The 14225-nt window shown below is 72.2% G+C and carries 11 protein-coding genes and 1 pseudogene; 5 read left to right on the plus strand and 7 right to left on the minus strand.

The window, feature by feature from the left end; genetic code table 11:
- Positions 1 to 1447: 1447 nt before the first annotated feature.
- The 3 genes and pseudogenes from ACQPZW_RS43845 to ACQPZW_RS43855 all read right to left on the minus strand — a co-directional run.
- Positions 1448 to 2351 (minus strand): annotated as a pseudogene (locus ACQPZW_RS43845) (arginase family protein); the annotation flags it as partial.
- Positions 2352 to 2380: 29 nt separating this feature from the next.
- On the minus strand, positions 2381 to 3331 hold the full coding sequence (locus ACQPZW_RS43850) for a tetratricopeptide repeat protein (RefSeq protein WP_433791913.1): 951 nt from the start codon (positions 3329 to 3331) through the stop codon (positions 2381 to 2383).
- 701 nt (positions 3332 to 4032) lie between these two features.
- Positions 4033 to 5238, minus strand: coding sequence for an FAD-dependent oxidoreductase (locus tag ACQPZW_RS43855; RefSeq protein ID WP_433791914.1), 1206 nt, complete (start codon positions 5236 to 5238; stop codon positions 4033 to 4035).
- A gap of 53 nt (positions 5239 to 5291) precedes the next feature.
- Here ACQPZW_RS43855 and ACQPZW_RS43860 point away from each other — a divergent pair, with 53 nt between their 5' ends.
- Positions 5292 to 5873 carry a PadR family transcriptional regulator gene (locus ACQPZW_RS43860; protein WP_433791915.1) on the plus strand — a complete coding sequence of 194 codons (582 nt, stop codon included), beginning with the start codon at positions 5292 to 5294 and terminating at the stop codon, positions 5871 to 5873.
- Here the strand turns inward: ACQPZW_RS43860 and meaB are convergent.
- Positions 5870 to 6889 carry a methylmalonyl Co-A mutase-associated GTPase MeaB gene (gene meaB, locus ACQPZW_RS43865; RefSeq protein WP_433791916.1) on the minus strand — a complete coding sequence of 340 codons (1020 nt, stop codon included), beginning with the start codon at positions 6887 to 6889 and terminating at the stop codon, positions 5870 to 5872. The genes ACQPZW_RS43860 and meaB overlap by 4 nt on opposite strands.
- A complete protein-coding gene (locus tag ACQPZW_RS43870) occupies positions 6886 to 8031 on the minus strand; it encodes an acetyl-CoA C-acetyltransferase (protein ID WP_433797804.1) in 1146 nt (381 codons plus the stop codon). The genes meaB and ACQPZW_RS43870 overlap by 4 nt, the downstream gene beginning before the upstream one ends.
- 120 nt (positions 8032 to 8151) lie before the next feature.
- Here ACQPZW_RS43870 and mce point away from each other — a divergent pair, with 120 nt between their 5' ends.
- The 4 genes from mce (at position 8152) to ACQPZW_RS43890 (ending at position 13057) form a co-directional block, all read left to right on the plus strand.
- The gene (gene mce / locus ACQPZW_RS43875; RefSeq protein WP_433791917.1) at positions 8152 to 8649 is read left to right on the plus strand and encodes a methylmalonyl-CoA epimerase; all 498 of its coding nucleotides are present in this window, start codon (positions 8152 to 8154) and stop codon (positions 8647 to 8649) included.
- A 249-nt stretch (positions 8650 to 8898) separates the two neighbouring features.
- Entirely contained in the window at positions 8899 to 10218 is a 1320-nt protein-coding gene (locus ACQPZW_RS43880; RefSeq protein ID WP_433791918.1) for a cell division protein DivIVA, read from the plus strand.
- Positions 10219 to 10461: 243 nt separating this feature from the next.
- Positions 10462 to 11850 carry a Laminin subunit beta-1 gene (locus ACQPZW_RS43885; RefSeq protein ID WP_433791919.1) on the plus strand — a complete coding sequence of 463 codons (1389 nt, stop codon included), beginning with the start codon at positions 10462 to 10464 and terminating at the stop codon, positions 11848 to 11850.
- 79 nt (positions 11851 to 11929) lie between these two features.
- Positions 11930 to 13057: an AI-2E family transporter gene (locus tag ACQPZW_RS43890; RefSeq protein ID WP_433791920.1), complete on the plus strand. Its 1128-nt coding sequence runs from the start codon at positions 11930 to 11932 to the stop codon at positions 13055 to 13057.
- On the opposite strand, the gene ACQPZW_RS43895 is transcribed toward ACQPZW_RS43890, so the two are convergent.
- Both ACQPZW_RS43895 and ACQPZW_RS43900 read right to left on the minus strand, forming a co-directional pair.
- Positions 13017 to 13823, minus strand: coding sequence for an alpha/beta hydrolase (locus ACQPZW_RS43895; RefSeq protein ID WP_433791921.1), 807 nt, complete (start codon positions 13821 to 13823; stop codon positions 13017 to 13019). The genes ACQPZW_RS43890 and ACQPZW_RS43895 overlap by 41 nt on opposite strands.
- A gap of 53 nt (positions 13824 to 13876) precedes the next feature.
- A complete protein-coding gene (locus ACQPZW_RS43900) occupies positions 13877 to 14137 on the minus strand; it encodes a hypothetical protein (RefSeq protein ID WP_433797805.1) in 261 nt (86 codons plus the stop codon).
- Between the last annotated feature and the right edge of the window lie 88 nt (positions 14138 to 14225).

Here is a 14225-nt window from a genome sequence, read left to right on the forward strand (position 1 = left end):
TCGGCGGCGACGACGACGGCGAAGCGATTCGGTCGATCGGTGGTGGAGTCCCCGGCGTTTTCACCGTCGTCGTTCGCGAGTTGCCGGGCGGACTCGCCAGCGGTCTCCCGCCCCGCGGCGTCACCGGGCTCCTCGATCGTTCGGCCCCCGTTGACGGGTGCGGCCGATACATCGTCCCGCTGGGCCGCGGAATGCCGGGAGCCGTTCGGGTCCACCACGTCGCGGGTGGCGACGGGAAGCGGCGGATGACCCGTCGCAAGTGCCATGGCCAGGACAAAGGCGGCATCCACCCGAGAAGGATCACCCGCAACCGGCTTGGCGTCGTCCGCGGCGTTGAGCAGAACCGGAACAGCCTGACGATCAAGAGGGAAAGCCGTCTTCGACCCAGATGCATCCGATGCGGGGCCGGAGCCCGGACCGTCCGATACCTCACCCGCGTCCGGCGAGTTCGATACCACGCCGGCATCCGCCGAACTCGATACCACACCAAAGCCGGAGCCACCTGATGCGAGTCCGGAGCCGACATCGCCTGATCCAGCACCAGAATCCGAGCCGCTCGAACCGGCATCAGAGTCGGCATCGCTCGGATCAGCATCGGAGTCCGAGCCCCTTGAACCAGCGCCGGACTCGGAGCCGCCCGAAACGGCGCCGGGCCGGAAGCCACTCGAAACGGCGCCGGAGTCGGAGGCGCTTTCAACGGCGCCGGAGTCAGGAGTCGTCCCGTCGGAGACGACGAAGGCATCGGCAGCCCGATCGGTCGCCTCGTCTCCATGATCGAGGGCGATGACAGTGGCCGCGTCCAGGTCCGGGTCGGCGATGGTGACCGGCGATCCGGACCTCTGGATCTCGATCGAGATGGCCGTCACGGCCTCACGGCGGGGAGCGGGAACCACGGCGGCCGTTACGACCTCCAGATCCGAACCGGCGGCCGAATACACCGGTTCCGGTGCGACTGTTCCGGCCGGGGAGGACGGCTCCGGCACGACAGCCTCGGCCGAGGTGGTGGAGTCCCGGTGGGCACTCGGATCGACAGCTTGGGCGCCCGCGGCGGAGGCGTGATCCCCGGCTGGTCCGGACGATTCGACGACAGCCGAGTCGGCCGACGCCACGTCCGTAACACGATCGGCCGACCCGACGTCCACAACAGGATCGGCCGATACGGCATCCGCGGCGGAATCCACAGGTCCGACATCCCCGACCGAGTCCACCGCTACGGCACCCGCGGCAGAGTCCACCGGTGCGGCGTCCGCGGCAGAGTCCAGCGATGCGGCGTCCGCGGCGGGATCGGACTCTGCGGGATCCGCCGGGGCGGTGTCCGTTGCTCGGTCGGCCGGCTCTGGGGCGGCCGGTGCCACGACGGGGGCGAGGCGGCCCGTGGTGCGGCGGGTGGTGGGCTTGTCCAGGTCGCGACGGGCGGCGGCCAGGTCCGGGCGGAGAGCGGTGGCGCGTACCGGAGAAAGGCCGCTGACCACCGCGGACGTGATCTCGGACGCATAGCGGCCGTCGGGGTCGTAGTCGGGGTCGAAGACCGTGATCTCGACGCCCAGGCAGTGTGGGGACTCGACGAGGCCGCTGAGCAGCAGCTCCAGCTCCGGGAAGGCGATGCCGCCGGGGTCGGGCGCGTCCACGGCCGGCATGACGGCCGGGTCGAGGACGTCCACGTCGATGTGCACCCAGTAGCCGGCACAGTCGACGAGCTGGTCACGGGCCCACTGGGCGCTGCGGGCGGCGCCCTCGGCGCGAAGGGCGGGGACCGGGCGGGTGACGATGCCGGCGGCCTGGAGATCCAGGCGGTACTCGTCCTGGGCACGGATGCCGAGGACCACCACGTCGATGTCACGGAAGTAGGGCCGGCGGGACTCGATGGCCGCCAGGTCGGCCTGGCCGCGGCCGGTGGCGAGCGCCAGGTCCTCACCGGCGGCCGCGCCCACGTAGGACGCGTTGCCGGGATGCCGGAAGTCGGAGTGACCGTCCACGAAGACCAGCCCGATCCGGCCACCGACCGCGTCACCGAGGCGGTGCATGGCGATGCCGGCGCCGATCAGTATCGAGCAGTCGCCACCGAGGACGACCGGGAACTCGCCGCCGTCGATGATCGCGCCGATCCGGTCGGCGAGCGCGCGGGAGTAGGCGGCGATCTCGGCGGCGTGGGCGACCCCGTCTCCGGGACGCCAGTCGCCCGGGTCGTACCGCGGTGGGGTCAGACAGCCCGCGTCACGGGCACCGAGCTTGGTGAGAAGACCCTGGTCGCGGAGGGCGCCGGGCGCCTTGGCGCAGCCCGGCACCGACGTCGCCGTCGGCGGGCGCAGGCCGAGATTGGACGGTGCGTCCAGAACGGCGATGCGGCGCACGACGCCCCCCTTCGTTGTGAAGCCGCAGCTCAGAAGAGTGCGCTGGCCAGTGCACGTCTTGCGCCGGCGACCGCGGGGTCGTCCGGCCCGGCGACGGCGAACAGCGACAGGAGGTGCTTGCGCACCGCGTCACGGTCGTCGCCGGCCGTCTTCTTGATCAGGGCGATGAGCCGTGAATACGCCTCGGCGGCCTGCCCGCTGAGCACCTCGATGTCGGCGGCGACCCGCTGCGCCTCGACGTCGTCCGGGGCGGAATCGGCCTTGGCCAGGGCGCTCGACGGGTCGACGCCGGCGATTCGCCGGTACAGCTCCACCTGAGCCAGCCCGGACTCGGCAGCCGCGTCGGCGGGCGACTCGGCGAGGATCTTCCGGTACGCCGCCTCGGCCGCCTCCAGATCACCGGTCATCAGAGCGTCGTCAGCGGCGTCGAGGCGCGGGTCCTCGGGGGCCACCACACTGACCCCGGCCGCCTTGAGCACGGCGTCGACATACTGCCGGACCTGGGCTTCGGAGAGGACGCCGCTGAAGCCCTCGACCGGCTGACCACCGATCAGCGCCGTCACCTGCGGAATGCCCTGCACGCGGAAGACCTGCGCGAGGCGCGGGTTCACATCCACATTGACCTTGCCGAGGATCCACGAGCCGCCATACTCCACGGCCAGCTTCTCCAGCAGCGGCGACAGCTTCTTGCAGGGCTCGCACCAGTCGGCCCAGAAGTCCAGCAGGATCGGCGTGGTCAGGGACCGCTCCAGAACGGACTGGAAGTCGGCCTCGTTGACGTCGATGATCACATCCGGGGTGACCCCGGGAATGGCGCCGGGCACCGAGCCCGGAACGGCGCCGGGAGCCCCATCGGCTGACGCGGCCGGGGCGGCGGGACGGCTCGGCGCGGCCGGTCTGGCCGGCGCCGAGGGGCGCAGCGTGCTGAGATCGACCGCGCCGCGGGTGAAGATCGACGGAGTGGTCCTTGGGTCGCTCATGGTTACCTAGTCTCGCACGCAGTCGAGCCTGTTCGCGCCGCCACCAGGCCGCCGATATCGGACGTCACAACCCGCCCCTCGCCCGGCTCCCCCACCTTCACCCCACCACCGGCCGGACCCACCACCACGCCGTCCCCACCCGCGTCACCGCGCCCACCACACCCACCACCGCACGGGCGCCCGCACCACCCCACCCGCCACCGATCACCCCGCCACCACGCCGCAGAAACCCGGGCGCCGCCGCCGATACGGCCCGGCGACGACCTCAGAGGATTCCGAGCGGCAGGCGGCGCGGCGACAGAGGTGAGGCGGGCGGCGCGGCGAAAGGGGTGAGGCGGGCGGCGCGGCGAAAGGGGTGAGGCAAGCGGCGCGGCGAACGACGCGGCGACAGGGGGAGGCCGGCGGCGCGGTGAAAACGATGAGCCGAACGACGCGGCCAAAGCGGCGAGCCGAACGGCGGGGTCAAAACGGCGAGCCGAACGGCGCGGTGGAGGAAGAAGGACGAGGAAGACGGGGACTCTCCACGAGCGCCACCCGGATGGTCCCGGCCGTGGCGGACCGGACCGCGGCGACCCTGAAGGCGCCGGAACAGCAAGGGTTTTCCCCGTTGTCGGGCGGGACCGGCCGGTACGAGAGTGGGGGCAGAGCAGTTCCCCAGAGGCCCCGGTGGCGCCCGCCAACGCCGCCGGGGCCCCCACGACTCACCGCGGCGCCCGCGCGAGCATCGGCACCCGGTGCTCGAAGATCCAGGCCTGCGGGTCGCCGCGCCGGTGCATCGTCCGCATGCCCAGCGGCATCATCGCGTCCCGCAGCGCCGCGCCGACCGGCCCGAGGACCTTGGTGCTGCTGGTCCGCCGCCCGTGGGCGACCACCTTCTCCACCCGTGGCCGGCGCGTGGTCTCGTAGGCGGACAGCGCGGCCGGCAGCTCACGGTGCTCCCGCAGGCTGTGCCCGAGGACCACGGCGTCCTCCAGCGCCATCGACACGCCCTGCCCGGACGACGGCGCGACGGCGTGGGCGGCGTCGCCGACCAGCACCGTCCGGTCGCCGTGCCAGACCGGCACCCTGGGCAGGTCGCGGGTGCTCCACGGGCCGAGGATCTCGGCGGTGGCCCGGATCAGGCCGGCGGCCGGCTCACCCTCGGCCAGCTCGAGCAGGTGGGCGCGCCAGGTGTCGGCGGTGAACTCACCGCGCTCCACCGGGCGGCGGCGCGGCGGGTTGGCGAACCACCAGACCCGGCCGTCCGGCGCGGCGGCCCAGCCGAAGAACGCCCGGCGGCCGAACGCCATCCGCATCACACCGGGCGGCGGGAGCAGCGCGGCGTCGACCGGGCCGTCGGTGAAACCGCCGGTGTCGAGCAGTCCGAGGAAGTGCGGCGCGGGCGTCGACGGATCCAGGGAGGTACGGGTCCGCGAGTTGAGCCCGTCCGCCCCCACCAGCAACTCTCCGGTGACGGCCCGGTCGCCCTCGAACTCCGCGGTGACGCCGTGCGGGCCGGAGCGTGCGGACGTGAGCCGGTGGCCGTACACGATCTCGACGCCCTGCCGTTCGGCTTCGGAGCGCAGCGCCGCGTAGAGGTCCGCCCGCCGGATCGTGGTGGTGACCGTCCCGTCCGGCAGCGGCCCGCCGAGTGGCATCTCGGCCAGCAGCCGGCCGGAGGCGCCGTGCAGCGCGAGCCGTGGGGTGGCGAATCCGCGGGCCAGCACGACGGCCGGGTCGGCGCCGAGGGCTCGCATCGCGTTCACCCCGTTCACCGCGAGGGTCACGAAGACGCCGCGCTCGGCGTCACCCGGGCCGTGGGCCTCGTAGATCACCGGGGTCCGCCCCGCGATCCGGAGGGCGATGGCGGCGGCCGTCCCGGCGATGCCGCCACCGATCACGATGGCATCCCGTTCGTTGTTAGTCATAGAATGACTATTGATGAGATGACTATGGCTCGTCAAGCCCTAAGCTGTGCCGCATGAAGCGGTCTCCCCTGGCGATGGTTCTGCTGGCCCTGCTGGTGGAGGCGCCGATGCACCCGTACCGGATGCAGCAGGTGATCAAAGAGCGCGGCCAGGACCAGTTGGTCAACGTCGCGCAGCGCAACAGCGTCTATCAGACCTTGGATCGATTGGTACGCGAGGGACTGGCCCGCCCCGGCGGCACCGCTCGGGAGGCCGGCCGTCCGGAACGGACCGTCTACGAGGTCACCGAGGAGGGCGCCGCGAGTCTGCGCCGGTGGCTGCTGGAGATGCTGCCGGAGCCGGCGCGCGAGTTCCCGGAGTTCCCGGTGGCGCTGGCGTTCCTGCCGATGCTGACCCCGGCCGAGACCCGCGAGTTGCTGGAACGCCGCGCCGAGGCACTCACCGAGCGGGTCGCGGCCATCGACGCGCAGGCCCCGCCCGGACTGCCCCGGCTGTTCCTGATCGAGGACGAGTACCGGGCCGGCATGCTGCGCGCCGAGATCACCTGGCTGCGTGCCCTGATCACCGAGCTCGACGACGGCACCCTGCGCTGGGACCGCACGCTCATCGAGGAGACGCTGGCCCGCTTCGGCTAGGGCGCGCCCCGGAGGCCCGCCAGCAGCTCGGCGGCGGCGGCGTGCGGATCGATCTCACCGTTCACGACGCGGGTGGCGAGGGCCGGCAGCGCCGTGCCGCCGCGCAGGTCACCGATGCGGGCCTGCAGCGTGCCCAGCGCCAGGGCGGAGATCTCGGCCGAGGCCCGGTGCTCCCGCCGCTTGCGCAGGTTGCCGGTGCTCTCCAGCCATTCACGGTGCTTGCCGATGGCGGCCACCACGTCGTCGATGCCCTCGCTCCGGGCGGCGACCGCGCGGACCACCTGGGGCCGCCACTGGCCCGCGACGCGCTCGCCGAGGGCGAGCATGCCCTGGATGTCACGGTAGGTGGCGTCGGCGCCGGGCCGGTCCGCCTTGTTGATCACGAAGACGTCGGCGATCTCCAGCACGCCCGCCTTCACGGCCTGGATCGCGTCGCCCATCCCGGGAGCGAGCAGCACCAGCGTGGTGTCGGCAAGGGAGGCGATCTCCACCTCGGCCTGCCCCACACCGACCGTCTCGACCAGGATCACGTCGAAGCCGGCGCCCTCCAGCACGCGGACCGCCTGCGGAGTCGCCGCCGACAGCCCGCCGAGCCGGCCGCGGCTCGACATCGAGCGGATGTAGACCCCGGGGTCGGCGGTGTGGTCCTGCATCCGGATCCGGTCGCCGAGGATCGCCCCGCCGGTGAACGGGCTGGACGGGTCGACCGCCAGCACCCCGACCCGGCTGCCGGCCTCGCGCAGAGCGCGGACCAGCTCGTTGGTGGTGGTGGACTTGCCGACGCCGGGCGCGCCGGTGAGCCCGACGACCCGGGCCCGCCCGGCGTGCGGCGCCATCGCGGCGGCCACCTCGGGCAGGGCGGGATCGTCGTCCTCCACCAGGCTGATCAGCCGCGCCACGGATCGGGTGTCACCCTCCCGCGCCCTGGCGACCAGGGACGGGACGTCACGGGACCGCCGGCCGCCACTGCCGGCTCCAGGGGAGGCGGCGGCCGGCGGGGATGACGGAGCCGTCACGCCACGGGGACCCTGATGATCAGGGCGTCGCCCTGGCCGCCACCGCCGCACAGACCGGCCGCGCCGAGGCCGCCACCACGCCGCTTGAGCTCGAGCGCCAGCGTGAGCACCAGACGGGCGCCGGACATGCCGATCGGGTGGCCGAGGGCGATGGCCCCACCGTTGACGTTCACGATCGACTCGTCGACCTTGAGCTCGCGGGCGGACTGGATGACCACCTGGGCGAACGCCTCGTTGATCTCGATCAGGTCGAGGTCGTCGACGGCCAGGTGCGCCTTGTCGAGGGCGTGCCTGATCGCGTTGGCCGGCTGGGACTGCAGCGAGCTGTCCGGCCCGGCCACGTTGCCGTGCGACACGATCTCGGCGAGCCAGGTGAGACCCAGCTCCTCGGCCTTGGCCCGGCTCATCACCACGACCGCGGCGGCGCCGTCGGAGATCGGCGAGGCACTGGCGGCGGTGATCGTGCCGTCCGGGGTGAACGCGGGGCGCAGCTTGGCCAGCGACTCGCCGGTGGTGTCGGGGCGCACGCCCTCGTCGCCGTCGATCGGCCCGGCGGCGTTGCGGCCACCGGCAGGGACCGGCGCGATCTCCTCGGCGAAGCGGCCGTCCCGCTGGGCGGCGGCGGCCCGCTGGTGGCTCTGCGCGGCGAACGCGTCCTGCTCCTGGCGGGTGATGCCGAAGCGGGCGCCACTGGCCTCGGTGGACTCACCCATCGAGATGCCCGCCCACGGGTCCATCAGGCCGTCGAACGCGGTGTGGTCTCGCACCAGCACGTCACCGAACTTACGGCCCGCGCGCTGGTCGGTCAGCAGATGCGGCGCATTGGTCATCGACTCCATGCCGCCGGCCACCACGACGTCGAACTCGCCGGCCCGGATCAGCTGGTCGGCCAGGGCGATCGCGTCGAGGCCGGAGAGACACACCTTGTTGACGGTCAACGCGGGAACGGTCATCGGGATGCCGGCCGCGACCGCGGCCTGGCGGGCCGGGATCTGGCCACAGCCGGCCTGCAGGACCTGACCCATGATCACGTACTGGACGCGCTCGGGCTCGATGCCGGCCCGGCTGAGGGCGGCGGCGATGGCGTGCCCGCCGAGGGCGGTGGCGGGCAGGTGCTTGAGGTTGCCGAGGAGGCGCCCCATCGGGGTCCGGGCGCCACTGACGATGACGGAGCTGGTCACGGTCGGGATCCGATCTGCGGGAGCGGGCGCGGGGAACACCCGGAGTGGCCTTAACGATGGGTCAGGTCCGAGACTAGCCTTATGACTGACGACACATCGGGCGGCACCGCGGCTGGGAATGTCACATTCTCCGATGTGGGGCTGCTCCGGATCGACCACGTGGGAATCGCGGTGGCCGATCTGGACGAGGCGATCCGCTTCCATGCCGAGAACTTCGGTTTGCACTGTGTGCACCAAGAGACGAACGAGGAGCAGGGCGTACGGGAGGCCATGCTCGCGGTCGGCGACGGCACCGGTCCCCGCCTCCAACTGCTGGCCCCGGCCCGGCCCGACTCGGCGATCGCGAAGTTCCTCGACCGCAGCGGTCCCGGGCTGCAACAACTCGCCTACACGGTGGTCGACGTGGAGGCGGCCGCGGCCGCGCTGCGGGCCCGGGGGCTGCGACTGCTCTACGACACGCCGAAACGTGGCACGGCGGGCTCCCGCATCAACTTCGTGCATCCCAAGGACACCGGCGGGGTGCTGGTGGAGCTGGTGGAGCCGGCTCGAGGCGTACCTCTGGCGGGTGAATCGACCTGACGCGGACCCGCCCGCCTGGCAGGATCGGGCCCATTGAGCAGGGCCGACGACCCCGGCCGTGGGACCGGAATCCCCCGAAGCCCCGAGTGGGCTGGTGACAGCGGGACGACGCCGGACCGGCCGGTGGGTCGGTGGTCCTCCCCGAACGGCCCGGGGGCGGGCTGCGCTCCAGGTCGAAGCTGATCTACGATGCGGTCCGGATGCCCGTCGGCTCTTGCATGTCCGATTCCTCTTCGCCAGGATGGCGCAATGCCCCAGCAGCAGGATCAGAACCTGGCCTTCTTCGAGACCGCCAACTCGCAGCACGATTTCACGGTCGTCCTGCGCGGTTACGACCGCCACCAGGTCGACGGACACATCGGCCGGCTGCTCGCCGCGCTGAACCAGTCCGAGGCGGCCCGTGGCGAGGCCGAGCAGCGGATGAACGACGCGCAGCGTCGCCTGCGCCAGGCCGAGCAGCGCCTGAACGCTCTCGAGCAGAAACTGGCCGACAGCAACAAGCTGCTGGAGGAGAACAACAGGCCGACGCTCTCCGGGCTGGGCACCCGGGTGGAGCAGATCCTGCGGCTGGCCGAGGAACAGGCGAACGATCACCGTAACGAGGCGAAGCGGGAGTCCGAGGGCATTCTCTCCGCGGCCCGTCTCGAGGCCCGGGAGATCACCGACAAGGCGCGGGCCGAGGCCGCCGCCATGAAGGCGACCGCCGAGCGTGAGGCCGGCCAGGTCCGCACGCACGCCGAACGCGAGGCCGCCGAGGCCCGGGTGCAGGCCCGGCGCGAGGCGGACACGCTGCGGTCGGACGCCGACCGCGAGACCAAGCAGTTGCGTACGGTGACCGCGCACGAGGTCGCCGAGCTGAAGTCGACCGTGGAGCGGGAGGTCGCGTCGCTGCGCGCCACCGCCGAGCGGGAGATCACCCAGGCTCGCGCGAAGGCCGGCCGGGAGGCCGAGGAGAAGCGCGCCGAGGCCACCAAGCTGCTCGCCGACGCCCGCGACAAGCGTGAGAAGGACCTCCAGGCCCTCGCGCTGGAGATCGCCGAGCGCCGGGAGAAGGCCGAGACCGAGGAGTCGCAGCGGCACGCCGCCCAGGTCGCGGCCACCCAGAAGATGGTGGCCGAGGCCGAGGAGCGGGCCCGCGCCGCCGAGGACCGCTCGAAGGAGATCTCGCAGCGCGCCGAGAGCCGCCGCATCGAGTCCGAGCGCCACTCGTCCGAGACCGTGGACAAGGCCAGGGCGCTGGCCGAGAAGACCGTCACCGAGGCCCGCCAGGAGGCCAACCGGCTTCTCGGCGACGCCCGCCAGGAGGCCGAGCTGACCACCCAGGCGGCCCGCCGCGAGGTGGAGGACCTGACCCGCCAGAAGGACGCCGTCACCAACCAGCTGGGTCAGATGCTGTCCGGCCTGTCCGGCCTGGTCCCGGGCGTGGGTGGCGCCGCTGCCGCGCCGGCCGCCGCGGCTGCCGTGGCCGCCGCCGCCAAGCCCGCCGAAGCCCCTGTTCAGCGGGCTGCCGAGCAGGTCGAGGCCGAGGACGCCGAGGACGAGCCGGTCGCCGCCAAGACGAATTCCTGACCCGAGACCCTCGTCTCTCTCCGGTTGCGGAGCCGCCGCGAGTGCGCGACGGTTGACAACGGCCGGGGCATTCGATGACGAAATCAGGCCGTATCGGAGTTTCTCCGGTACGGCCTGACTCGTTTCGCGCTTGCCTGGGTTTATCGAGCCGAGGTCAGACAGATCACAACTACCCGCATCGTCTCTGCCAAACCGGTGTGTATCGACACGCCACGGGACGATGCGTATGTGAGGATGGAAAGCATGTCGCACGGCGGTGAAATTCTCGGTCTCGGCGGAGATTCGGCCACCGAACCCAGCTTCGAGACCGCCCTGCGGGGTTATGAGCGCAAGCAGGTCGAGCGATACGTCGCCCGGGCGGAGAACGAGATCGCCGCTCTCCTGGCCGACCGTGAGCAGGCCTACTCGCAGATGCAGGCGATGACGGCGCAGATAAAGGGTCTCCAGGCCGAGCTGACACAGGCACGGCGTGACTCGGGGATCAGCGGTGAGGTGTCGTTCCGGCATCTGGGCCCCCGGGTCGAGCAGATCCTGGCGCTGGCCGAGGAGCAGGCCGAGGCGATCAAGGCTTCCGCCACCGACGACATCGCCTCCCGTCTGGCCGAGGCGGAGCGCATCCGGGCCGAGGCCGAGGCGCACGCCCACAACGCCATCCGCGACTTCGAGATCGCCCTGGCCGCGCGCCGTGCCGAGGAGGAGAAGGTCGACGTCGCGAAGCGGGCCGCCTCCGACAAGGCGCTCGCCGCCGCGCGCCAGGCCGGTGAGCAGATGCGCAAGGAGGCCGAGGCGGTCCTGTCCCGTTCCCGTAACGAGGGCAAGCACCTGGTCGACCAGGCCACACAGGACGCCGCTCGGGCGCGCGCCGAGGTGGACGGCTACGTGCAGTCCACCCGGATGCAGGCCGAGCAGGAGCTCAAGGCGCTCCGGGAGAAGACGATCCAGGAGATCACCACCAACCGGGCCGAGGCCGAGCGGGAGCTGACCGATCTGAAGGCGTCCGTCGAGCACGAGCTGGCGCTGCGCCGGCACTCGGTGATCGAGGAGCTGGGCCAGATGCGGGCCGGCGTCGAGAAGCAGTGCGCCGACCTGCGCAGCGAGGCCGACAAGTATGCCGAGGAGGTCCTCCGGCGTTCGGACGATCAGGCGACGGCCGTACGCAAGGAGATCGCCGCCCAGCAGGAGAAGATCGCCCTGGCCGGCCGGGAGCTGGAGGCCGCCACCGCCGAGGTGGCGCAGGCCGAGCAGCGTCGCGTGGCGGCGCAGGAGCAGGCGCAGGCCGCCGAGACGGAGGCCGAGCGGGTCCGCCAGCGTCTCACCGAGACCCAGCAGCAGCTGGAGGTGGAGCTGAAGCGGGTGGCCGAGGCCCAGCGCGCCGGTGAGGCCGCCGAGCGGCGCGCCGCCGAAGTTCGCCGCCAGGTGCAGAAAGAGGCGAAGCGGGTGGCCGAGCTCGCCGCCGCCGCGGTGATGGCGGCCGCCGCCGATCCGGAGGAGCAGGAGAGGCCGGCCGAGAAGGTGGAGCCGGCGCCGGCGGCGGTCCAGCCGCAGCCCGCGGAGAAGCAGCCCGGCAAGGTGACCGCCTCGGCGAAGGTGACGGTGCCGCAGCCGACCCGGGTGCCCGCCGACGTGGAGTGACATCAGGGTTGTCCCGGTGGCGAGGGGAGCTCGGCGGCGATAGCCTCCGATCGCCGATTGCGGCGATCGAGGAGGTCTGATGTCCGTCGAGCCGCCTGTCGAGCCGCCCGCCGAGCCGCCCGCCGAGGAGAGACCGCCGGCGGACGAGCCCGAGGACAAGAGGTTCGGCGAGCCCGGGCCGCCGCTGAGCAGGCGTAATCCGTTCCTGCTCGGTTTCCTCTTCGGGCTCGGCGTGATCGTGGCGTACGCCCTGTTCCTCGGCGTGCGCAACGCGACCTCGATGCTGATCCTGATCTTCATCGCGCTGTTCCTGGCGATCGGCCTCAACCCGGCGGTGACCCGGCTGCGCCGCTGGGGACTGCGGCGGGGCCCGGCGGTGGCGATCGTGGCGCTCAGCGTGGTCGGGCTGCTGGCCGGCGGCATCGTGGCACTGATCCCGCCGCTGGTCACCCAGACCACCGAGCTGATCAACAACGCGCCGGACGTGGTGGAGAGCCTGCGCCGCAGCCATACGGTCAACGAGCTGGTGCAGCGCTACGACATCGCGAACCGGGTGCAGGGCGCGGTGAACGCCGGGACGATCACGAACGCCCTGGGCGGGGTGGTCGGCGGCGCCCGGCTGCTGTTCGGCACGATCTTCAACATCCTGACCGTGCTGGTGCTGACGATCTACTTCATGGCCTCGTTCGAGCGGATCAAGGCGACCGGGTACCGGCTGGTCCCGGCCTCCCGCCGGGAGCGGGTGTCGCTGCTCACCGACGAGATCCTGACCAAGGTCGGCGCGTACATGGTGGGGGCGCTGGCGATCGCGGTGCTGGCCGGGACGAGCACCTTCGCGCTGGCACTGGCGCTGGGGTTGGCGTACCCCTTCGCCCTGGCCGTCGTGGTCGCGGTCTGCGACCTGATCCCGCAGATCGGCGCCACCCTCGGCGCGGTGATCGTCAGCCTGGTCGGGCTGGCCTCGTCACTGACCGACGGCGTCGTCTGCCTGGTCTTCTTCCTGATCTACCAGCAGATCGAGAACTATCTGATCTACCCGCGGGTGATGCGCCGCTCGGTCCGGGTCAGCGATGTGGCGGCGCTGGTGGCGGCCCTGCTCGGGGTCGGCCTGTTCGGTGTGATCGGCGCGCTGATCGCGATCCCGATGGTGGCCGCCATCCAGCTGATCATGCGGGAGGTTCTGCTGCCGAGTCTCGAGGAACGGTAGCGAAGGCGGCGACCGTGCGGTCGGCGTAGGCGGCCGAGTCGCCGGTCTCCATCGGGCCGTCCCAGGTCGTCGGCAGCGGGGTGGTGACATCGGGGGCCACCCGCCGGACGATCTCGTCCAGGACCTTCTCGGCGTCGCCGACCCACAGGTGCTTGGCGCCGGGCATCGGGACGACCTCCGCCTGCGGGATCACCGCGAAACGCTCGGCGGCCTCGGCCGGGCGCAAATAGTCGTCGAACTCCGGGATGAGCGCGGTGACCGGCTTGCCGTCCTCGGCCCAGGCCTCCAGATGCGACGGCTGGGAGAACCGCAGCGGCGGGGAGAGCAGGATCGCGCCGGAGACCGACGGCTCCAGACCGTACATCAGGGTCAGGTCGGTGCCGAACGACCAGCCCACCAGCCAGATGTGCGGCAGGTCGGCGAACTCCGCATACTCGATCGCGGCGGCCACGTCGAAGCGCTCGTCGACCGCCTTCGAGAAGGATCCGCCGCTGGTGCCGCGGACGCTGCCGGTGCCGCGGGTGTTGAAGCGCAGCACCGCGAGACCGGCCAGGGCGGGCAGCCGCCACGCCGCCTTGCGGTAGACGTGACTGTCCATCATCCCGCCGTGGGTGGGCAGCGGGTGCAGGCAGACGAGGGTGGCCACCGGGTCGCGGTCGAGTGGCCGGGCCAGCTCACCGACGAGGGTGACGCCGTCCGCGGTGTGCAGCTCGATGTCCTCCCGGTGGGCCGGCAGGATCGAGTTGGCACGGATCTGGTTGCTCATGATGAGAGGCTTTCATTCCTGGTCGAGGGCGGCGGACGGGGCGGTCGGCCGGCTTATCCGTAGCGGGGTGCGTTGCGCGAGCGCTCCACCCCCGGGGCACGCCGGCCCCGGCCGCGCCAGCAACCCGTGTGCCAGTGGCGGCGGTCGGTCATGTCGCCCCAGCCGTCGGCCGGCCACGCCACCACGTGCGCCACCCCGGGCCGGATCTCCTGCATGCAGCCGGGACACCGGTACGTCTTGGCGGCCGCCGCCCCGAAGATCGAGCGCACCATCCACTCGCCGTCCTGCCACTGCTGGACGCGCTGTTCGGTGATCCCGGGACGGTCGGGGCCGGGCTCGTCCTCGGACGGGCGGCGGGGGCGGTTACGGCGGGGGCTCACGAGGTCAAGCGTACGTAGTGAC

The sequence above is a fragment of the Actinoplanes sp. CA-252034 genome (genome assembly GCF_050956125.1).
In the GTDB taxonomy this organism is placed as follows: Bacteria; Actinomycetota; Actinomycetes; order Mycobacteriales; family Micromonosporaceae; genus Actinoplanes.